19 protein-coding genes and 1 pseudogene are annotated in these 21,922 nt (G+C 47.4%); 13 read left to right on the forward strand and 7 right to left on the reverse strand.

All coding sequences use genetic code 11. From position 1 onward, the window contains the following. Positions 1-140: 140 nt before the first annotated feature. Positions 141-1,985 carry an ABC transporter ATP-binding protein gene (locus tag DP091_RS25840; RefSeq protein ID WP_113061000.1) on the reverse strand — a complete coding sequence of 615 codons (1,845 nt, stop codon included), beginning with the start codon at positions 1,983-1,985 and terminating at the stop codon, positions 141-143. After that, complete coding sequence (locus DP091_RS25845) at positions 1,978-3,714, reverse strand: ABC transporter ATP-binding protein (RefSeq protein WP_113061002.1); 1,737 nt, start codon at positions 3,712-3,714, stop codon at positions 1,978-1,980. The genes DP091_RS25840 and DP091_RS25845 overlap by 8 nt, the downstream gene beginning before the upstream one ends. Positions 3,715-3,917: 203 nt before the next feature. Here DP091_RS25845 and DP091_RS25850 point away from each other — a divergent pair, with 203 nt between their 5' ends. Both DP091_RS25850 and DP091_RS25855 read left to right on the forward strand, forming a co-directional pair. Then, the gene (locus DP091_RS25850; protein ID WP_373456952.1) at positions 3,918-4,802 is read left to right on the forward strand and encodes a M15 family metallopeptidase; all 885 of its coding nucleotides are present in this window, start codon (positions 3,918-3,920) and stop codon (positions 4,800-4,802) included. After that, positions 4,799-5,326 carry a VanZ family protein gene (locus DP091_RS25855; protein WP_113061006.1) on the forward strand — a complete coding sequence of 176 codons (528 nt, stop codon included), beginning with the start codon at positions 4,799-4,801 and terminating at the stop codon, positions 5,324-5,326. Before DP091_RS25850 ends, DP091_RS25855 begins: the two co-directional genes overlap by 4 nt. A 168-nt stretch (positions 5,327-5,494) precedes the next feature. Here DP091_RS25855 and DP091_RS25860 read toward each other — a convergent pair whose 3' ends face one another. After that, complete coding sequence (locus tag DP091_RS25860; protein ID WP_113061008.1) at positions 5,495-6,721, reverse strand: nitrate/nitrite transporter; 1,227 nt, start codon at positions 6,719-6,721, stop codon at positions 5,495-5,497. A 438-nt stretch (positions 6,722-7,159) separates the two neighbouring features. Between DP091_RS25860 and nirB the strand changes: the two genes are divergently transcribed. After that, positions 7,160-9,334, forward strand: a complete 2,175-nt coding sequence (gene nirB / locus DP091_RS25865; RefSeq protein WP_113061010.1) for a nitrite reductase large subunit NirB — start codon at positions 7,160-7,162, stop codon at positions 9,332-9,334. 34 nt (positions 9,335-9,368) lie between these two features. Beyond that, positions 9,369-11,528, forward strand: a complete 2,160-nt coding sequence (gene nasC, locus DP091_RS25870; RefSeq protein WP_113061012.1) for an assimilatory nitrate reductase catalytic subunit NasC — start codon at positions 9,369-9,371, stop codon at positions 11,526-11,528. 85 nt (positions 11,529-11,613) lie between these two features. Here the strand turns inward: nasC and DP091_RS25875 are convergent, their stop codons facing one another. Beyond that, positions 11,614-12,834, reverse strand: coding sequence for an RNA polymerase sigma factor (locus DP091_RS25875; protein ID WP_113061014.1), 1,221 nt, complete (start codon positions 12,832-12,834; stop codon positions 11,614-11,616). A gap of 224 nt (positions 12,835-13,058) precedes the next feature. On the opposite strand from DP091_RS25875, the gene DP091_RS25880 reads away from it, so the two are divergent. Continuing rightward, on the forward strand, positions 13,059-13,460 hold the full coding sequence (locus DP091_RS25880) for a hypothetical protein (protein ID WP_113061016.1): 402 nt from the start codon (positions 13,059-13,061) through the stop codon (positions 13,458-13,460). Positions 13,461-13,569: 109 nt separating this feature from the next. Here the strand turns inward: DP091_RS25880 and DP091_RS25885 are convergent, their stop codons facing one another. Further along, a complete protein-coding gene (locus DP091_RS25885; protein ID WP_113061018.1) occupies positions 13,570-14,481 on the reverse strand; it encodes an aminoglycoside phosphotransferase family protein in 912 nt (303 codons plus the stop codon). Between the two features lie 237 nt (positions 14,482-14,718). On the opposite strand from DP091_RS25885, the gene DP091_RS25890 reads away from it, so the two are divergent. Next, entirely contained in the window at positions 14,719-15,033 is a 315-nt protein-coding gene (locus tag DP091_RS25890; RefSeq protein WP_113061020.1) for a DUF1904 family protein, read from the forward strand. 196 nt (positions 15,034-15,229) lie between these two features. Continuing rightward, positions 15,230-16,165 carry an aminoglycoside phosphotransferase family protein gene (locus tag DP091_RS25895; protein ID WP_113061022.1) on the forward strand — a complete coding sequence of 312 codons (936 nt, stop codon included), beginning with the start codon at positions 15,230-15,232 and terminating at the stop codon, positions 16,163-16,165. A gap of 95 nt (positions 16,166-16,260) precedes the next feature. Here the strand turns inward: DP091_RS25895 and mraY are convergent, their stop codons facing one another. Both mraY and DP091_RS25905 read right to left on the reverse strand, forming a co-directional pair. Beyond that, entirely contained in the window at positions 16,261-17,211 is a 951-nt protein-coding gene (mraY, locus tag DP091_RS25900; RefSeq protein ID WP_181469924.1) for a phospho-N-acetylmuramoyl-pentapeptide-transferase, read from the reverse strand. A 145-nt stretch (positions 17,212-17,356) separates the two neighbouring features. Next, the gene (locus tag DP091_RS25905) at positions 17,357-17,941 is read right to left on the reverse strand and encodes a TetR/AcrR family transcriptional regulator (protein ID WP_113061026.1); all 585 of its coding nucleotides are present in this window, start codon (positions 17,939-17,941) and stop codon (positions 17,357-17,359) included. 428 nt (positions 17,942-18,369) lie between these two features. On the opposite strand from DP091_RS25905, the gene DP091_RS32410 reads away from it, so the two are divergent. The 6 genes and pseudogenes from DP091_RS32410 (at position 18,370) to DP091_RS25940 (ending at position 21,894) form a co-directional block, all read left to right on the forward strand. After that, on the forward strand, positions 18,370-18,675 hold the full coding sequence (locus tag DP091_RS32410; RefSeq protein ID WP_113061027.1) for a site-specific integrase: 306 nt from the start codon (positions 18,370-18,372) through the stop codon (positions 18,673-18,675). A 45-nt stretch (positions 18,676-18,720) separates the two neighbouring features. Continuing rightward, a pseudogene (locus tag DP091_RS32105) lies at positions 18,721-19,206 on the forward strand (tyrosine-type recombinase/integrase); the annotation flags it as partial. A gap of 113 nt (positions 19,207-19,319) precedes the next feature. Continuing rightward, on the forward strand, positions 19,320-19,805 hold the full coding sequence (locus tag DP091_RS25925; protein ID WP_258394695.1) for a DUF6933 domain-containing protein: 486 nt from the start codon (positions 19,320-19,322) through the stop codon (positions 19,803-19,805). Positions 19,806-19,997: 192 nt separating this feature from the next. Next, entirely contained in the window at positions 19,998-20,333 is a 336-nt protein-coding gene (locus DP091_RS25930; RefSeq protein WP_113061029.1) for a hypothetical protein, read from the forward strand. A 234-nt stretch (positions 20,334-20,567) separates the two neighbouring features. Further along, entirely contained in the window at positions 20,568-20,879 is a 312-nt protein-coding gene (locus DP091_RS25935) for a hypothetical protein (RefSeq protein ID WP_113061030.1), read from the forward strand. 244 nt (positions 20,880-21,123) lie between these two features. Beyond that, positions 21,124-21,894 (forward strand): nucleotidyltransferase domain-containing protein, encoded by a 771-nt coding sequence (locus DP091_RS25940; protein ID WP_113061031.1) that lies wholly within the window; start codon positions 21,124-21,126, stop codon positions 21,892-21,894. Positions 21,895-21,922: the final 28 nt, after the last annotated feature.

Genomic DNA, 21,922 nt, shown 5'->3' on the forward strand with positions numbered 1-21,922 from the left:
CCCTTCAGTTATAAGGGGAAGGAAGTTGTGTGGTAGACTGCGCTTTTGTACGCAGATCATTGATCCTTATAGCAGAAAACAAGAGAGCCGGTTCCAGGGAACCGGCTCTCTTGTTTGTTGTCAGCAGCCTGTTGGCTACTTCAGCCGCTTAACTTAAACTGGCTGTTATATAACTCGTAATAAAAGCCGCGTTTGGCCAGCAGCTCTTCGTGTGTGCCACGCTCCGAAATACCGCCTTGATTCATGACGAGAATCTGGTCAGCCTCACGGATCGTGCTTAGACGATGAGCGATGACCAAGCTGGTTCGGCCCTTCATCAGGGTGCGCATGGCGGTCTGAATATGCATCTCCGTCCGCGTATCAATGCTGCTGGTAGCTTCGTCCAGAATCAAAATGACCGGATCGGCAAGCACCGCGCGAGCGATCGTCAAGAGCTGCCGCTGGCCTTGGCTCAGGTTGCCTCCGCCCGACGCAAGCAGCGTGTCATAGCCTTCGGGCAGCTTCATGATAAAGTCATGCGCATTGGCAAGCTTGGCGGCGGTTTCGATCTCTTCGTCCGAGGCATCAAGCCGGCCGTAGCGGATGTTCTCCCGAATCGATGCCGAGAATACATAGGCATCCTGCAGCACGATTCCCAGCTTGCTCCGCAGGTGATCCTTATCAAGCTGTCGGATGTCGACCCCATCAATGGTGATCATGCCAGAATCGATCTCATAGAAACGGGTCAGCAGATTGATGATGGTGGTTTTGCCGGCACCTGTCGGACCGACAAGCGCAATGGTCTCGCCCGGCCGAGCGGTAAGGGAAACGTCCTTCAGGATCGGAACGCCCTCCTTATAACTGAAGCAGACACGGTCAAATTGTACCTCCCCATGTATGTCATCTGCTGTATTCGCATCTTGATCGTCTTGGTACTCCGACTCGGTATCGATAATCTCAAAGACCCGTTCAGCACCGGCCACAGCCGATTGCACCAGGTTGAATTGATTCGCCAGATCGTTCAGCGGCCGTTGAAACTGCTTCGAGTAGTTCAGAAATGCAACGACAACTCCAACGGTAGTAAAATCCTTGAATGCCATGTACCCGCCAACCGCCGCAATTAAAGCAAAGCTGACGTTATTCAGCACGTTCATAACCGGACCGACGGTACCCGAATAAATCTGAGCTTGAATGCTGGCATCGGTCAGCTTCTTGTTCATGACATCGAACTGCGCAGCGGCATGCCGCTCCCGGCGATATACCTGTACGACCTTCTGACCCGAGACGGTTTCCTCGATGAAGCCATTAAGCTCACCCAGCGTGCTCTGCTGCTTGGAGAAATGCTTCCTTGTCCGGCTTGCTACCGTCTTTGTGAACAGCATGACAATCGGAATGGTCGCCATGCTGAGCAGCGTCAGCCATACGTTCAGGTACAGCATGATGGCAAGCGATCCAACCAGGGACAGCACGCTTGAAATGAGCTGGGTTACGCTCTGATTCAACGTCCCGGAGACGTTCTCGATATCGTTGGTCGTGCGGCTCATCAATTCGCCGTGGGTCTTGCTGTCGAAGAAACGCAGCGGAAGGACTTGAAGTCTTGCAAAAATATCCCTCCGCATGGCCTGAATAGACAGCAGGGAGACCTTGACCATGACATGCTGCTGCAGCCATGCTGTGAGTGCGGTACCCGCATAAACCGATAGAAGCACCGCGCACAGCCCCATGAGTCCCTTAAAATCTCCCGGAATGATATAATGATCCACCGCATTCCCCAGCAGGTAAGGAGCAATCAGGGACAGAATCGTCGTGATGAGCGTGAATGAGAAAACAGCGATCATGCCGCCTTTAAATGGTCGTATGTAACCCCAGATCCGGCGTATCGTTCCCATCGTATTTTTGGGCTTCGCCTTGGCCATCGTCATTCCACGCATGGGGCTGCTGCCGCGCAAACTCAGATCCGGAGCTTCTGTATTGCCATGCTTGGATCCCTGATCGGGTTTAGCCATGGGAAGACACCTCCTTGCCGAATTGCGATTGATAAATATCCTGGTATAACTCACAGGAAGCAAGCAGCTCGCTATGCGTACCTTCCGCTACCAATTTTCCATCGTCCAGCACCAGAATGTGATCGGCATCGATTACGGAAGAGATCCGCTGGGCAATCATGAGGCAGGTCCGACCGTTCATCAGCCGGGCCAGCTCTTTCTGAAGCCTGGACTCCGTTCCCATATCGATGGCACTGGTGCTGTCATCTAGAATCAGAATGGCGGGGCGAAGCAGTAATGCCCGTGCAATGGATATCCGCTGCTTCTGACCGCCGGAGAGGTTCACGCCTCTTTGTCCAAGCATCGTATCGTATCCTTCCGGCATGGACGAAATGAATTCATGCGCCTGCGCAGCCTTGGCCGCTGCAATCACTTCTTCATCGGAAGCATCCGCTTTCCCGTAGCGGATATTGTCCCGAATGGTGCCTGTGAAGAGGATGGATTCTTGCAGGACGATGCCGATGCGTTCGCGTAACGCCGATACGTCGAATTGTCGTACATCGGTTCCATCGATGGTTATCCGTCCGGAAGTTACATCATACAGGCGGGGAAGCAGGGATACCAAAGAGGTTTTTCCCGAACCGGTTGCTCCCATAATCGCGACGGTCTGCCCCGGTCGAACCTTGAAACTGACATGATCTAAAACGGGCTTCTGAATCCCCGGTTTATAGGAAAAAGTCACCTGGTCAAATACGATTTCCCCCTGCTTGTAGGCATTCATCGCCGGATGAGAAGCGTTCGTTATCTCGGATTCCATATGCATGACTTCCAGGATACGATCAGCGGAAACTTTGGCCGTAGAGATTCGAACCAGCATCATCGCCACGGAGGAAACGGAGAACAGCACCTGTGTCACATAGTTGATGAAGGCTACCAGGCTTCCCACCTCGAACGAGCCATCAATCGCGTTCTTCCCGCCTAGCCAGAGGACAACCACGATGCTGATGTTCAGGATCATGGTCAAGATGGGCATATTGAGCGCAACGATGCGTTGTGTTTTAACCGAAACTTGCGTGAAGTCGGTATTCGCTTGATGGAATCGATCCTTCTCATACCCGGCTCGAACGAATGCTTTGGATACCCGGATGCCGGCAAAATTCTCCTTCAGGACCGTATTCACTTTATCGAGTTTCTTCTGAACGGTGGCGAATAAAGGGAGGGTGGCCCGGATCAGAAAGAACATCACCACGAACAACAACGGAACGGCAATGGCCAGAATGATGGCGAGCTTGGGGCTAATGATCACGGCCATGATCATGCTTCCAATTGCTAGAAACGGAGAGCGTACGAAGATACGCAGCAGCATCTGGACCATGGTCTGAATCTGAACGATGTCGCTCGTAAGCCGTGTGATCAGCGAACCCGTTGAGATATCGTCCAGATTACGGAACGAGAGGGTTTGAACCTTAAGGAACAAATCCCGGCGCAGGTCGGCACCGAAACGCTGCGAGGCAATGGAAGAATAGATCGTACAACCGAGACCTCCAAGCAGCCCGATGGCAGCCGCACCCAGCATGATGAGACCTGTATGGAGAATGTGCGCAGTATCGTTCTGCATGACGCCTTGATCAATAATGCTGGCCATGAGAATGGGCTGGAGCAAATCCATGGCGACCTCCAGCAGCATAAGCAGCGGCGCAAGCAGGGCCGCAGCCCAGTGGGGACGTAAATAACGAAATAATTTGAGCAAGAATGATGGCACCTTCTTATTCTTTTTAGTCTAAATACCAAGTTAAGCCATTGGCTTCCATCTTGTCAAAGGGAAAAGGGATAGGCGAGAATCACCTCTCTTAAGAAAAACTTTAACTTTTTCCTACTTTTCCTTAAACTCTATTCATTAATCTGGATAGACCAAGCTAGAGGGAGTTGTTGAAGTTGAAAAAGGGTTTAATTATGCTCGTTATATTTCTGTTGGTCGGATGCGAGTCCATTCTGTCGGAGACGCCTAACGTGAAGGATAAGGTCGACAGTAGAGATGGACAGGAAGTGAAGGCGGATTCCGGCACGCAATCGAATCAGACATCCGCTATGCAGACGATCCGTGTAACGGAAGAACAAGTGACACGTGGAAATTTGGTTCTGGTCAATAAGGATCATCCGCTTGATCCGGAAGCGGTGCCGAAGGATATCGTAACATTGTTTGAAAATCAAGACTTAATGTATGGTTATGTGGTTCTGGATAACACGATCCGGTTATCGCGCAGTGTGGCGGAGAATTTTCGCGATATGATTGGAGCCGCCGGAGAAGACGGAGTCAATCGCTTCATGATCAGCAGCGGGTATCGGGATGAAGACGAGCAAGGGCAGCTTTATCGTGAAAAAGGTTCCGATTACGCCTTGCCTCCAGGCTACAGCGAGCATAATCTCGGGCTCTCGATGGATATCGGATCGACGCAGCAGTCGATTGATCGATCGCCCGAAGGGAAGTGGCTGAAGGAACATGCATGGGCGCACGGATTCATTCTGCGCTATCCTCAGGACAAGACAGAGATTACAGGCATTCAGTATGAACCGTGGCATTTTCGTTATGTTGGGCAGCCGCATAGCATGATCATGAAGGAACTGAATCTTACCTTGGAGGAATATCTGGATTACCTAAAGGATCATTCCAGCTACAGAACAACCGTAGAGGGGAAGGAATACGAAATTAGGTATGTACCCGTGACATCCAAAGACATGGAGATTGAGATACCGGCAGGAAGCGAGTATGAGATATCTGGAAACAATGTCGACGGAATCATAGTGACGGTGCTGCTAAGCAAGGATGATGCGGAATGAAATTATCGAATAAATGGTTACTGTTATTGCCATATTCATTGTATCTCTACGTCTTACTCAAGGTGATTCTATTCAAGTTCGGTTCGGTAGATATATCGGTTCTGTGGCAGCAGCTGCATCGAGCTACCGAGATCCCGGAATATGCACAGAATCGAATGCAATTTGCCAATTTCACGCCTTTTGAATCCATTCGAATGAATATGAGGCATCTTTCGAGTCCGCATGACGTGATCAATCTCTTTGGGAATATCGCCATATTCATGCCTAATGGCATATTCGTCGGTCTTATGCTTAGGAGCAAGTTCCTCGGGTTCATTGGCTCCTTCACGACATCCCTGGGGTTGAGCCTCGCGCTGGAATGTTCCCAACTCGTTTTTTCAATGGGGAGTTTTGATGTGGATGACTTAATCCTGAATACAGGCGGTGGGGTGCTCGGATACGGCGTGTTCCTCATGCTGAAGCTAATCTTTCAGGAACAACGCTGCCTATTGACGAGAGACAAGAAAGAACGGGTAAACCTTTAGCTGGGACGAAACAGTAAGGAATTGAAGTGGATTGGATAGAAGGGGATTGAAAAAACACAGGTACAAAGCATAACCAATACCCGGTTTAATACCGAGTATTGGTCCAGCATCAACATGTTCTTAACATTTGTATTGTTATGACGAGGTTATAACCTGAGCGACTTTCATCTATAGCTTGGCCGAACCGGCCTGCGGGCCTGGTGACACACTGCGAAGCCAGCTCCTCCGCCATTTCAGCTGCATCACGACTGTAAGTGCCAGCGAAGCGGCAGCTATGAAACTTAAAATAATGAAGCCCGCTGTGTATGAGCCTGTCGCCTGGTATAATCGGCCGAGAATAAGCGGCAGAGCATAACCTCCCAGACCTCCGGCAGCTCCGACAATACCGGTAACCAAGCCGATCTCGCCGCCAAACCGCTGAGGGACGAGCTGAAATACCGAGCCGTTTCCTGCACCCAGGCACATCATGCCAATAAACAGCAGCGTGACAACAAGCCAAAGGGGAGGCAAGAAGGAGACGCCGATGAGCATGATGGACGCCCCGGTATAGAGAAACATGAGCATCCGCGAGCCCCCGATCCGATCGGCCAGAAAGCCGCCTACAGGGCGGAAGAAGCTCCCTGCTATGACACAGATCGTGGTAATGTCCGCGGCTTGGACCGCTGAGAGACCATACTGGGTGTTGAAGAAGATCGTCAAATAGTTAGCGAGTCCCACAAAGCCGCCGAACGTCACGCAGTACAGGGCACAGAATACCCAGGCATCACGCTGCTTAAGGACATTTCCATATTCGGACCATCTTTTGGGAGCGGGACGATTGGGACTGTTGCGTGCAAACAGCGAGAAGTAAATGAAGACCAGCACGATGGGGATTATGGCGAGTCCGAATACAATTTCCCAGCTACCGAAATGTTGGGCAAGCCGATTGGCGAAGAGGGTTGCGAGGACGGTGCCGCTGTTACCGGCACCGGCAATTCCCATTGCCAACCCTTGATGTTCCTTGGGATACCACTGTCCCGCCAGTGGCAGAGCTGCAGCGAACGAAGCTCCAGCGACCCCTAGCAGAATAGCAACAACATATAATTGATCCAAGGAATCAACCCACAACCACCCTAATAATAAGGGGATCAGCGTAACGACCATTCCAATCTGAGCCGTTAGTTTAGGACCCAGGCGATCCGCGAGGAATCCTAATACGAGTCGGAGTATGGAGCCGCCCAGAACGGGAAGCGCCACAAGATTTGCCTTCTGCACCGGGTCCATCGGATAATCCGCGGCAATGACCACCGCAAGGGGACCAAGCATGCCCCATATCATAAAGCTGATGTCAAAATACAGAAAAGCTCCGAACAGCGAGGGCTTATGCCCGCTTTGCCAAAATCCCTTCTTCTCCATGGTTATCGCTCCTTATCCAAAATGTGTACTTTCTCTAATCGTGCCGACTCCCAGCTGCAGGCATAAAAAGGCCGCAATCGCCCTTTGCCAAGACGATTTGCGGCCTCATTGCCCAAAGACTTAAGACACATCATTGTGTCCCTGTCCGTAAAATAACATTTGATTATGATGATTCACATTATAGAGAAGCGGTCAAATGAATGTCAATATACTTTACATAATTTTGCTGAATATTTATTTATTCAGCAGTAAAATGGATTTGGTGTTATGTATATTGACATTTTTTTGTTCATCAACTAATCTGAATGTATGATTATTATTGAAAATCGGCACAATGGTGTGCCGAGTTAGAGGCAATGACGCCCTTTCCCTCATCATGGGAAAGGGCGTTTCCTGTTTTCTTACATGAAATTGACATGGCGGGAGTGGAGGTGTTTCATGAGGAGAAAGAAGCTGCTTGTCGTCGGCAATGGGATGGCGGGGATACGTTGTGTTGAGGAAATCCTCAAGCTGGACCCGGAGCTCTTCGATATTACGATATTCGGTGCCGAACCTCGTCCCAACTACAATCGGATCCTCCTATCCAAAGTTCTTCAAGGTGAACATTCTTTCCAGGATATCATTCTGAACGATTGGTCCTGGTATGAGCTGCATGGCATTCGGCTGTTGGCAGGAGAGACCGTTTGTCATATCGATATCAAATCCCGCGCTGTCGAGACAGTCTCCGGTAAACGGGAAACGTATGATGCGTTAATTCTGGCAACAGGCTCATCCCCCTACGTTCCGCCTATACCCGGAGCGGATAAGGAAGGCGTCATTTCGTTTCGGACAGTGGACGACTGTACGAAAATGACTGAAATGTCCAAGATGTACACGAAGGCGGCAGTCATTGGCGGAGGCTTACTGGGATTGGAGGCAGCCCGCGGGCTACTCCATCTCGGGATGGATACCCAAGTGGTTCATAATGCTCCTTATATCATGAACCGGCAGCTGGATCGAACGGCTTCGATGATGCTGCAGCGGGAACTTGAAGCTCAAGGCATGCAATTTAGATTGGCGAAGGATACCACGCGAATTGTTGGCCGCACGAGGGCGCAAGGTCTTCGGTTTATGGACGGGACGCGTCTAGATGCGGATGTAGTCGTTCTCGCTGTTGGGATCAAGCCTAATGTGGAGCTTGCCCAAAGAAGCGGCATTCGAACGCAGCGGGCGATTCTGGTAGATGACTTCATGAGAACGAGCGAGCCGAACATTTATGCGGTGGGAGAGTGCGCGGAACATCGAGGCGTTAGTTATGGTCTGGTTGCTCCTCTGTATGAGCAGGGGAAGGTGCTGGCCCGTGTCATCTGCGGCCGGGAGGCGGAGCCTTATGGCGGGTCGATTCCCTACTCCCAGCTTAAAGTATCGGGCGTGGATGTATTCTCCGCCGGAATGATATCAGGGGAAGGTGCTGAAACGGCCATTCAGCATTACGATGCCGTATGCGGCACATACAAAAAAGTGACCATGCGCAAAGGCAGGGTTACGGGAGCGGTTCTGTTCGGAAATACGAATGAGAGCTCCTCGCTGCTGGCATTGGTGCAGCGGGGTGCGGCAGTGTCAGAGCTTATGCCATCTGAAACCAACGGTCTCAGCGCAGCCGAATCCGCTGCAGAGGCGCTCCCGGAGCATGAAACGGTTTGCGCTTGCAACGGCGTCAGCAAAGCGGCGATCATGGCGGCTATTACCGAGCATCATCTGGAAAGCTCGGATGAAGTGAAGAAGCATACTGGGGCATCCGGTTCCTGCGGCGGCTGCCGGCCTATGGTGGACGCTCTTGTCAAATATATGCGAAGCGACAAGAGGAAAGAGGGTTTGCATACGGAAGCCAGAACGCCGCCAATCGAGGTTCCTGTATGTGAATGCACGGTGCTTGGTCCATCTTCATTGAAGCAAGCGGTGGTTCATGCCGTGGATCAAGGCTGTCATTCCGTACAGGATTTCATGTTACGACAAGGTTGGAAGAAACTGGACGGTTGTGAGGTGTGCCGTCCAGCCTTACGATTTTATTTTGACATTGAAATGACGGGTGCAGTTCACGATGATGAACGCGTGCAGTCAATTAAAGCAAGTGACGAAGTTTTTTATAAGGGTTCAGGGTCTTATCAGGGCGTCAAGGTATGGGTGGGAGACACGGAAGGATCTAAGCCAAAGACGGCAGGCATACGTAGAATCGGAGAATGGCTTCGCACCGGCTGGCGAGCGGTGTCTCTTCCTTCCCCGGTTAGTGCAGGGGTGTCTGATTGCACGGCGTCGTCCGTCAGCATCCTGGTTCAGGGGATCGGAATCTTCGCCTCTCCCGCGGGCTGGGAGGTTTATCTCGGCGGACATGCGGAGCATCCTGTCCGTGAAGGGCAGTTGATTGGTGTTGCGGAGAGCGAGGAAGACGTCGTCCAACTCGCAGCTGCTTGCTTGCAGTGGTACCGTCAGAACAGTATGTATGAGGAACCGCTGTGGAGGTGGGTGGAACGTACTGGCGTGACGGCCATCCGGGAGAATGTTCTTGACGATGATCTGCAAAGAGAACTTGCAGAACAGCTGTCTCGCTACGTATGGGAGGCGCAGGTCCGTTAAAGCAGAAGAATGAATAGAGAGGGGTGGTCTCGTTATGCTTCAATCGGATCGTGCTGAAGCGGCAGAAGCTGCTGCCGTGATCGAGACGCAATGTCCGTTCTGCAGTGTGCAGTGCAAGATGACGGTAACCGAGGGGGGGAAAGGCATTCCGGGTCAGCGCCGGGCCGAATATAAGGTGGAAGGGGTTCCGAATGCCGCATCGGAGGGCAGGGTATGCGTCAAAGGCATGCATGCGCATCAGCATGCAGTCCATTCGCAGCGTCTGACACACCCGTTCATCCGTTCAAATGGTGAACTCGTCCCATGTTCGTGGGATGAAGCATTTGCTGTGGCCCGTCAGCATTTGCAGGGGATATCAGAGCAGCATGGCCCTGATGCCAATGCCGTTTACGGCGGTGGATCTTTGACCAACGAAACGGCATATTTGCTCGGGAAATTTGCCCGGGTGGCACTGGGAACCCGATATATCGATTATAACGGCCGCTTCTGTATGTCTGCCGCAGCTTCTGCAGGGAGCAAAACCTTCGGGATTGACCGGGGGTTGACTTTCCGATTGGCTGATATTCCTCTGGCCCGCTGCATCGTGCTGGCCGGCACCAATATAGCGGAATGTCAGCCAACACTGCTTCCTTACTTCAACCAGGCTAAGGAGAATGGGGCGAAGATCATTGTCATCGACCCGCGGAAGACAGCCACCGCCGCCATGGCCGATATGCATTTGCCGATCAGACCGGGAACGGATACCATACTGGCGGATGCGATGCTTAAGATTATCATGGATGAAGGCTTTATCGATGAGACCTTTATTCAAGCAAGGACGAACGGTTACGACGAGCTGAGCGTTTATTTGAACAGCCTCGATCTCTCGCAGGCTGCCGATATATGCGGATTGGAGCTGGAGCAAATCCGGGAGGCCGCTTTAGCCTATGGCGAGGCGGATACTGGCATGGTGCTGACTGCCCGAGGCGTGGAACAGCAGACGGATGGCCATCTTGCGGTTCGCCATTTTCTGAACCTGGTCTTGGCTACAGGTAAAATCGGGAGAGAGGGCTGCGGATATGGAGCCATCACCGGTCAGGGGAATGGACAAGGGGGAAGGGAGCATGGGCAGAAGGCCGATCAGCTGCCGGGCTACAGGTCGATCGAGAGTGAAAAGGATCGCGCTTACGTTGCGTCCGTGTGGGGTGTGGAAGCTGCAACGCTACCCGGGAAAGGCGTCTCTGCCTATGAGATGATGGAGCTGATTCATCAGGGAGTGATTAAATCGCTCTTCGTGATGGGCTCCAACCCCATCGTATCGAATCCGAACGCCGGCCTTGTGGAGGAAGGCTTGAACAAACTTGATTTTCTGATGGTTGCGGACATGTTTATGTCCGAAACGGCCCGAATGGCCGATCTCGTTCTGCCGGTAACCTCCTACATGGAAAATGAAGGGACACTGACAAACCTGGAGGGACGCGTGCTTCTGCGAGAGGCAGGGCGTCAGGCGCCTGGGGAAGCGCGTCATGATTGGATGATTCTGTGCTCCATGGCAGACATGCTGGGGAAGGGGCATTATTTTCGCTTCCATGAGCCCGAGGAGATCTTTAATGAGCTGAGGCTCGCGAGCAAGGGTGGAATTGCAGACTACTACGGTATATCCTATGACCGATTGCGCCGGGAGAAGGGAGTATATTGGCCGTGCCCCTCCCCTGAAGAGGCTGGGGTGGGTCTTCTGTTTCAACAATCGTTTGCCCATCCGGACGGGAAGGCCCTGTTCTCTATAATGGAAGGGGATCCTTGGAAAGGGGTATCTGAGGAGTATCCGCTCATTCTGACCAATGGACGTGTTCTGTCCCACTATCTCACTGGGGTGCAGACCAGAAGAAGTCCTTCTTTGCTTGCGCGTGAGCTGGAAAATTTCGTGGAGATCCATCCGATTACCGCCCAGCGTTACCGAATTCGGGACGGAGAGTGGGTAGAAGCTCAGTCAGAGCATGGATGTTTTACCGTTCGCGCCAGAATCAAAGACCAGATTCGAGAAGATACCCTGTTCGTGCCTATGCATTGGGGCGGCGTGCAGAATGTCAATCACGCGACCCGGCCGGATCTGGACCCGTTCTGTAAAATGCCCGGTTTTAAGACATCCGCCGTCCGGATTCGGCCCCTGCATCAGAAAGTTTATAGGGAGAACGATTCGTACACGGAGCGTTAATAACGGTTCCGGTCAAGGAATCAACGACAGAAAAAGGAGCATCCCCCAGATCCAAGGATCTATTGGGATACTCCTTTCTTTTCATTTATACGAGCTGATCTTGGAGGGCTTTCGCCCACTGTTCTTGAAGCTTTTCTTCGGAAAGATGGAAAATGTCATGATAACCATCGGGCTTACGAATCAATTGATTTAATGGGCCTACCCCGTATCTTTTGATGATGAACTCAACGATCAGATAGGAGAACTGAAATCCCGTTTTGCCAAAATCCCATGAATCATCATTGAGCTCTTCAAAACTTGGAATCATCCGGTTTCGGATGGCTTCCGAAGTCGTTCTTCGAATGAAATCTTCGGACATTTGCTGCGCTTCGTACCCGCCGATGCCCTGACGGATCCATTTGGGGGCAAGGGGGTTGATGTCGCTGATCAACCACATGGTATACAAGTGCAGGGTGGACCGAAGGATCGATTGATACGTATGCCCGGGACCCGGGTTTAAGGGAGAGACGATTTTCAACGTGTTGTTATCGAACGTGCCCATGAACCAATCAGGTGCATCCGATTCGTTAACGGCTTGATGGAATGTCGGCAGATCGGGATAGATTTCAATGACGATTTTGCTTGATGGCTGATGGTTATATTTTGTTGCAATCTGTTCAACATTGTTCTTCAGTTCTTGAAACAGGTCCTGATGCACCTTGCTCTGTTGATGACTTCCTTCACTTTTGCTTTCAAAGGATATCAAATCCAGAATTGACATAATGGTGATGTCACCCCATTCGTTTAATTCTTTCTTTAGCTTCTCCAAGGAACGGTACAATCGATTTTTTACCGCGCTCTCGCGCATGCCCACGATCCTGGATATTTCCGACAGCGTACAATCCACAAAAAATCGCAACGATATAATCTGCTGATCAAGCTCACTCAGCCGCTTAAGTGCCGCGCTAATATCAATTCGAATATCTACATATCCGGCAAAATCAAGGGAGACGGATTGTGATTCATAACTTGTAAAGTCATAAGGCATCTCTGGTTTACGTGATATACTTCGATATTCATTTTTAACCGTGTTCTGGGCGATCTTGAAAATCCAGGTGAACAGACTCGAATTCCCGTTAAATTTATCGAGGTTCTCCATAGCCCTTAAGAACACTTGTTGTGTTAAGTCATCTGCAGCCATCGGATTCACTTTCAGTGCGAGATAATGACGAATCCTCGGGCGGTATTCATCATACATATCTTCAAATGTGCGTGTGGTTCCCTGATTATCCGGATAATCAGGGAGAATGTCATGAGCTCTTGACATGGATAAGAACCTCCTCTTGACCTTACAATTCATTAGACACCGGGGAGAGGCAAAAAGCCACATTCGACGGAAATAATTTTCTGCTCATTTTTGATATGGTGGCGGGACTTGTAAATCTAGGTCATTGACGCATTTATATCAATCCTCCTATAAAGGCACAAGAATGAAAGACGGCTCTGCATATGATGTCTACATGATGAATAGGGAAGCGAGGTGATCCTAGTATGTCATCGAAACGCGCCAGGAAGTCCAGAGCCGCTTCGAAGTCGAGCCCTCCCCAGCACTGGGTAGGTCAACCGGTCGTGGTTGTTCTGAAGGATGGCAGCTACTACATCGGAGAACTGAATCAGATTCAAGGCCGGGAAGTGACGCTATCCGGACTTCGTGCTAACAAAAAAATGCCGGCTTCAATTGCACGCAGCGGGGATAAAGCGCAGATTTCCGGATTTTTAAGCGATTTGTTTGGAGGTCCTCCAAGCGCACCGGCAGTCGAAGGGGCTGAGGAGAGAGAAGGAGTTGCGGCTGTAGGCGGTTTGGGCTTTTTGGGACAAATCGTCCCTCATATTAAACTGGGCATGAATGTGATCAAAACCATTATGCCGTTAATGGGAATGTTAAAAATATAACGTTGCTGCAACGTCCGGCAAATCACGAAACGAAGAAAAAGAAGCTTGAAGGTTTTTTTCAAGCTTCTTTTTTTATATGAGATATGATTCTGTTATAACCATCAAACCATTACATGGTGATGGCACGCTGAATAATCGATTTGGCTTCCAATGCAATGGCTTCATCCTTTTCGTCAATGGCCTGGATGAATATTAACATAGGGATATAGACGGCGATCATTCGTGCCAGAATCTTTGTTTCTTCGTCGACTTCGCCATAGATATCATAGAAATCCGCTCTGGAGGCCGGCGGCAGGTAGCTGTAAACGATACTCAGGTCACAGGCAGGATGGCCAATGTTGACGTCGCCCCAATCAATAATCCCCGAAAGCCTGCCGTTATCATCGACTAACATGTTTTTAAAATGGAGATCCCCGTGGATTAGCACATGTCGATGCTTCGCATGATCCAAATGGATGCCCCGCAAATAGTCCTCGATCTCTTGTAACTCCTCTTGCGTTATATACTGGGTAAGATTGGAGAGGAAATTCAGCATTTTGTCTTTGCGGCCGGCGATATCGGCCAGATTACGCTGGTCAGACAATACACCCGCTTGCTGCGCTATTGCCACGGGAAAAGCATGCAGGCGCTTCAGGAAGCGGGCGAGCGTTTCCGCTGACTGCATCCGCGCTTCATCCGAAATTCCAATCGGGAATGTACCGGGAAGATAAGTATATCCCAGAAATGGTACAGGATAGTCTTCGCTTTCTTTTCCGAAGAAAAGGGGTTTCGCATAAGGCACCGTTATGTAATGTTCAAGCTTGGGCAGGATTTTGGCTTCGGTTTTAAGTAAAGATATAGCTATATTTCTACGAGGAAAGCGAAATACATACTCATCGCCAACGCGATAAACGGTGTTGTCCCATCCGTTGCCAATTTCCTGGACCTTGAGGGCGGATAACTGGGGAAATTGACGAGTAAGCAATAACCGGACTAACGGCTCGGTCACTTCCCATTCGGCATCCCATAGATTTCGTCCCATGAGGACATTCACCTCCATAATGAATTTCTCGTATGATGAATCGGATGTTATCAAGTCTAACGGAAGCGCGCCGTACAGGCAATCGTAAGTATAACTATAGTTGAAAATGACCAGCGAATGTGTATATCTGTATCATAGTGATTCCTTTCACAATAACAATATTGTATAGTAGAAGAGAGATAAAAGTCACTTGAGGACATCTATAAGACAATAATTCGACGAAATGAAGGGATCAGAGTGCCATATTTACGCTTTAAAGGATTTACTGAAGTTTTTCTTGAAGAAATCACACCACAGGTCGTTGCCGAATTCGCGGGGATTGTTCAAATACCGCAGGAAATTGTGAAGATTGAATTGCTTCCTTATCAGATCATTACGAATACGCCGCTATCCGTGGAAATCCTCATGTTCCAGAGATCTCAGGAGATTCATGATGCTGTTGCAGCCCGAATTCACGACATCCTGTCGGAACACGGGTACCGGAACGTACATATTTTCTTCGTGATTCTTCAGCGGAATCTTTATTATAAAGAAGGCAGGCCGTTAGAATAAAATAAGATCTGGTTAACGGCAAACAAGGATGCAGATGATGCGTCCTTGTTTTTATATGTGGTAAAACAGGCTCAATGTTTCTTGGCTGACATGAGCATCTTGTCATGAAGGATGGACTTTATAACTTATCTGCACGATCGTTATGATAAAGTGAAAGGGAGCACCAAGATTTATAAGAAGGTTGATAGGAGGGACCATGGAGCGTTTACAAAAGATGTTGAAGGATTATTACGGCTTGGAGCATACCGTCGTTGTACCCCAAAAGGGTGGTTGGGCAGCGCTGGCTTATAAAGTGCAGAGTGATGGACATACCTATTTCCTGAAAGTATATGAGAAAAGCCGTGTATCAACCCCCAAGTGGACTGCGCTGATTGATGATTACGTGCCTGTACTGTTGTGGCTTGAAGAGCATAGTCGTTTAAAGGGCAAGATTCCTGTTCCGATTCTCACAAAAGACGGCAGCTATCAATGCGAGGATGACGAAGGAATTTATCTGTTGTATGAATATATCGTCGGGGATACAATCGCCGATACCGAGCTGACGAAGGATCAAGTGAGACAACTGGCAGAGATGATCGCAGAGCTCCATCGCTATGGGGAAGAGGTTCCGCTGGTGACAAGTGCCATGAAAGAAAGCTTTACGGTGCCGTTTCTTGAACAGCTAAGGAGCACGCTGGACGGGGAGTTGCCGGATCACCTCGGGAAAGAGCTGCTTCATCATATCGATCGCTTGAAGAAACTAATGCTTAAAGTAGAAGAGCTGTCCGAAGCGCTGAAGAATCGTGATCTGCGAATGGCATTATGCCATACCGACGTACATGGATGGAATCTGATGTCTACGGGGCAGCACCTGAAGCTGATTGATTGGGAGGGACTGAAGCTGGCACCGGTCGAAGCCGATATGATGTCGTTTGTGGATGAGCCCTATTTTTCAGAATTCATGAGAATTTATGCGAATACGCACAGTCAGTATGAGGTGAACATCGAGGCGCTGACATTTTATCAAGGGAGACGCAAGCTGGAGGATGTCTGGGAATTCATGGAGCAGCTCCTCTACGATACTCAGGCTGACGCGGATCGAAAAGCGACCCTCAACCATTTGAAAAAAGAGCTGGAGGGGATTACGCCGTAAGTCCAAAGCTTGGGTCTCAACATGTGAAAAAGCCAACCAGTAGAGTTCCGGACATCTACCAGGAGGCTTTTCCTTGCTTGTTTTATTCCAATGCTCTACATAACATATTTAGCAAGCAACCAACAGAGCAGAGCCATAAACCAGGAGACAAAACCGAATATCATCACGATTTTGTTCTCGCTCCAGCCGTACTTGAGACTGAAGTGGAAATGGATCGGTGCCATTCGGAACAGACGCAGCTTGGTGCGTTTGTAGTACCATACCTGCAGGATGACCGAGAGCTGCTCGGCCAAATAGATGATGAACAGCAGCGGAATCAGAATTTCGACCTTCTCAATCACCGCTAAGAAAGAAAGGGAGCCGCCAATGGCGAGAGATCCCGTATCGCCCATGAAAGCCCGGGCTGGATGGATATTGTAGAGCAGCAAGCCGAGCAGGCAGCCGACCATGACTAGCGAGAACATCTGCACTTCCGGTTTGTCGGATATTAAAAAGAAGAAAAAGTAAGTAGGTATAGCTACATTGATTAACAGTCCGTCCAATCCGTCGGTAAAGTTGATGGCATTCGCCGAACCCACAATGAATAGAAGCATGATAATGACGTACACGCTTACCGGCAAATGGAGCTGGAACCCGTCGAAGAGTCGGATATCACTTGTCAGTGAAAAGGAATGGAACAGTACATACAATAATGCCCCGGTAAACAGGAACTGAAATACAAGCTTCATGCGACCGGAGATTCCGGATGGGTCCTGCCACGCAGCTTTTTTGAAGTCATCCATAAACCCGATCGAGCTGAACAGGAGGAATGTCGAGCATAAAAAAACGGTAAGCGGCGTAGGTTGAAATTGCAGTGAAATGGCAACGCCTATCAGCAATATAAGACCTGCCATTAATGGCGTCCCGCGTTTAGCCTGATGATCGGGAGGCAGCTCACTCCGGATTGGCTGCGTAAGTTTTAACGTGCGCAATCCCCAGATCAGCAGAGGGGTGAACAGTGTCACCAGCAAGAACGATAGTCCGGATACGCCCAGAATTCCATTCATCTTATACACATCTCTTTCTATCGATTTCGTGTTAGTACATTGTATTTCGATGAAAAGGACAAATATTCCTTCTGATTTACGAAGTTAGCAAAAAGAGTAACGCACCCTATTCTCGACGGAGAGACGCTACTCTTTTTTTATTCTTCTAGAATTGATAGGGGCCGTTAATGGATAATCGTAATACCATAGCTGTCATTTCCTGTGGAGTGTAGGGATATCCCTCCAACATCCACCACAAGATAGTCTCGTGAAACGCACCCGTCATAAAGTTGATCACCACGTCGGACGGAACGCTGATCTCGGCGCCTGTTTCAATGGAAGCTTCAAGGCCAACCTTTACAAAATGGTAGAGCGTGGCTTTGAAATAACGCGTGAATGGCGTGTCCGGATGGATTAAGATGAAGGCTTCGTAAAACTGCCGATTCTCCAGCACATGGTTGAATAAAGCGACCATATTGGAGGGCAGTTCCACATAATCAACCTCTTGAAGGGATATTTTTTTCTCGATCACGATGCGGCGTTCCAAATCTTCCATTGTCTCCTTGGACATAACCTCCATTAACTCGGCTACACTGCTAAAATGCTTGTAAAAGGTAGGCCGTGTCACTTGTGCCTCGGCACATAGATCCGTAATGGATATGGGATCGATTCGGGAAGCCATCATGTGAAGGAGAGCGTTTTTTATTTTTTGCAGGGTTCTGATTTCTCTCGGATCTAACTCCGGTTTCATGACGATAAGTCCACTCCTTCGCAGTTCCACAATATTATCTCTCTATTATACAAAATACTATCATGTATTGAATCTGGGTAGGAAGCTTGAATTAAGGTGAGAAATGAAGTAGCCATTGCTGTCTTGATTTTGGATTAATCTGTATAATGACTACAACAATTTTAATCCCCTAAGCGTAATATCACTGAATTGAAAGTGGTTGGATTATAAAGAATGGATAGCACCGAAAGTATCGGGAGCTTACAACGTCAATGACGGCGATTGTGAGCTCTTTTTGATTTCTAATAATTAGGTAACTGCTATAATGAGAGGGTGGGAACGTGAGTATATGGGTGTCTCGGAATGATGAAGGTTCCTTATATGTCCGTTTAAGTATGATGAACAAATGGTAATGAAGGTTCGAGAAATTCCAGGAAGGAAATGGATCCGTGATAAAAAGGTCTTCCGTTCATGCACTGCAGCTTCGAGGTTATAGTAAAAAAACGATAGAAGCTTATTGTAGTCAAGTCCATCGATTTCTTACTTTTGCACAGCAGCAAAATAATGGGTTGGATCTCGAGAAAATGATTCAGAGTTATTCATTACACTTTCTTCATGGGAATGTTCCCATTCCTATGTTAATCAAGCGCTCAGCGCGATCAAATTCTATGCTCAAAAAGTATTATTGCTTGAGGAAACCGTCTCTTATGTTCGCCCTAAGAAAGAAAAGAAGTTGCCGAATGTTCTATCGATGAACGAAGTGATGTTGATCTTAAAAGCAAGCACTCCATCATTTAAAACATCGTGCGATCCTATACCTTGCCTATTCCTCAGGATTACGGGTAGGGGAAGTGGTCCGGTTGAAAACTCAAGACATTGATTTCGAGCGATAAACGCTTCGAGTTTCTCAAGGCAAAGGTCGAAAGGATCGTCTTACCCTATTATCCGATACAGCTATGGATATTGTTCAACCGTATTTACAACGAGAAAAGCCTGAAAAGTGGATGTTCCCAGGTCAACACCCAGAGCGCCATATAACTGAACGAACGGTTCAAAAAGTGTTCGAACAAGCACGTACTGCCTCTGGAATCCAGAAAAAGGTTAGCATTCACGCCTTACGCCATTCATTCGCTACACATCTATTGGAAGGTGGAATTGACATTCGCTTCATTCAAGAGTTGCTCGGTCATCAAAGTGTACGCACCACCGAAAGGTACACACATGTGAGTGTGAAGGACATAAGAAGGATTAAAAGTCCGTTAGACCAATTGGAAGAGGAGTCGTAAACTTTGTTGTTAAGGGTGTGTTCACGAAGTTCGTAAACACCTCAAGAGATGATATTATTCCGAAGTTCGTGAAAAAGATGTTATGTGAAACCAGTGCAAGATATCGAAAGGACATGATTAATTTGATCGTTTTAAGATTTACTCAATCATTAATGAAAGACATGAAAGTTACTCCAAATGATTTCGATGGTTCAGCGCTTTTTAGCTGGCACGCAAATATTTACAAGTTGAACAATAGAAAACACATTTTGTTTGTTAATGATTTTTCGAGACTTTGCATTATTATAGATGGTGTCAGAACATCACAACTTACTCTATTGAAGGAGAAATTCCAAGCAACATTAAAGGCGTACCTAACAGCAGAAGAAGTTGAAGAGAAATCAATTGTTCAGTATATGAAGTACACTTCTGAAATGATGATATCAAGGACTAATAACAGAAGTGTATTAGGAACAATGAAAGAGATTTCTATATTTGAAAGCGATGATTTTATTGATAATATTCAAAGATTGAAATGGTTGAACAGATTGATTTATAAACCGATTGATTATAATGAACCAATTAAAGAATTCAAAAAACATATACAAGAAATAAACTGATGTGAAAGAATCTCAAGTGGGCACTGGCATCACATAACACCATATTCACGCATTGGGGCATACGCCCCTCGGTCCGGACAGAAGTAGTTGGCAAGGAAGCAGTGGCAAGCCGGACACACTCGACTTCGTCGAGCGTCGTGAACACACAAACGTTATCTGAAATCTATGCAAAAAGTTAAAGGAGCAAATGCAATGACAAGAATAATGACCACACATTCATTTGATGGAGAAACATACAAGTGTTATGAATGTGATAAAATTTTAAGTGAAAGTCAGATTGAAGAATGGCGATGTGTTTTTTGTAGGTATAGAGTGAGCATAGATGCTCCCTCATTAAGTAGAAGAATAATGAGGAAATATGCACATGAAGTAACATTCAATAATATGATTTTAATGAGTGACACAAAATTCTATGAAATATATAAAGTAGAAGAAAAGAAAGGGATCTTTCAATTCAACATTAAAGGATTTGGAAAATACAAGCAGTCATCAGACGATTGGGTAAATTGCTTGTTTGAAGATGAGTAAATAAAGGGTTTTATGAAGGCATAGGAATCAGATAACAGTGCGTTCACGCTGTGGGTCGCTGTCGCGCCCCTTGGTCCGCCCGAGGGTTTTCGAGGATGAAGAATCAGGCGGACAACCCTGCACCGACTAACCGCATCGCGGTCGTTCCCTTCGGTCACTTAAGAGTCGGTGAGGGTTCGTGAATGCCTGAACGTTATCTGAAATGCCACAAAAAAATCATAAAGCGGAGGAAGCATGAAGAGAAAAGGGCGAATAACAATTGGTGTTGTAGTTGTCATATTATTATGTATGATTTTTACAAATCCTAATAAATCAGATTACACCAGTTGGCTTAGTGAGAAACATGGAATAATTTGCACAAATAATGGTTTGGAAATAAATTGTAAACAACTAAAAGATAATAATGAAATAAAAATTAATTGGATGTCAGGGCATGTTAAGAACGTCGGTATATACACCATATTTGAAGAAAATTATAATGACATCGACGGGAATTTAATTGAAATCAGAGGGATCGGGATATTAAAGACACTAATTAATCTTTGATAATTTAAACTAAATGTTAGTACTTTGAATGGTAACTCAGGAAGTGTGGCACATCTGATAACAAAGCATTCCTACTGCAGGCATTCGCCCTTGATCGCTAAGAAGGTTTATAAAGAGGGTAATTCAGGCGATACATTCAACCAGCAAAGTCTGTCGACCCGTTCCCTGCGGACACTTAAGCCGCTTGAACGTCAGGAATGCCAAACGTTAGCCGAAAGAAGTTCTTAGTTTAGGAGGAGTCTATATGATATTAGAAAAAGTTATAAGTAGAATTGTAATACAAAGTGAATATAAAGATTTTGTTGATAAGTATATAGATAATATACTTACCGAATTTAAAGGTAAGATTCATAGCATTTATATGTGTGGCTCGATTCCAAAAGGAACTGCTAAACCTTTTAAGTCAGATGCAGACTTTACTATCGTATGTGTAAATCCCAAAGATATTGATTACGAAAGATTGTCAAATATTAAAGACAGGCTTTTGGAAGAATATCCAGTGGTAACTAAGATTGATACGATAATTTGCTCGATTGACGATGTATTAAGTAAACCAAATGAGTGGGGTTTTTGGGTTAAGATCATTTGTGTTTGCATATATGGTGATGACGTTGGTGAAAAAGTACCACCGATAATTATTTCTCCAGAGTTCATTTTAGACTTAAATACAGAGACCAAGAAGGAAGTAGATCGTAGACATCGTTTACTTTCTAATGCTAGTGATAACACAATGAAAACTAGATTAATTAAAGGTTACTCTAAGCGATTAATTCGTGCATTATACTCTTTGGTTTTAGAAGATACAGGTGTATGGCAAGATGACATTATTAAGATGAAGAATGCTATATTAAACTATTGTGAGATTGACTCCGCTTTAGTTGATTATCTGTATGCTTGTTACGTGGATAGTAATAATGTACTTGTTGAAGAGTTTCTGGGAATTGCGGATGAAGTATATAGCTATTTTGAGAAGGCCTTAAATGCAATGGCTGCTTCCAGAACTTCCTCCGGCTAAAACAAATTGACGCTCCTGGTCACTCTGA

The organism is Paenibacillus sp. MDMC362, from assembly GCF_003269305.1.
GTDB lineage: Bacteria > Bacillota > Bacilli > Paenibacillales > Paenibacillaceae > Paenibacillus_AQ.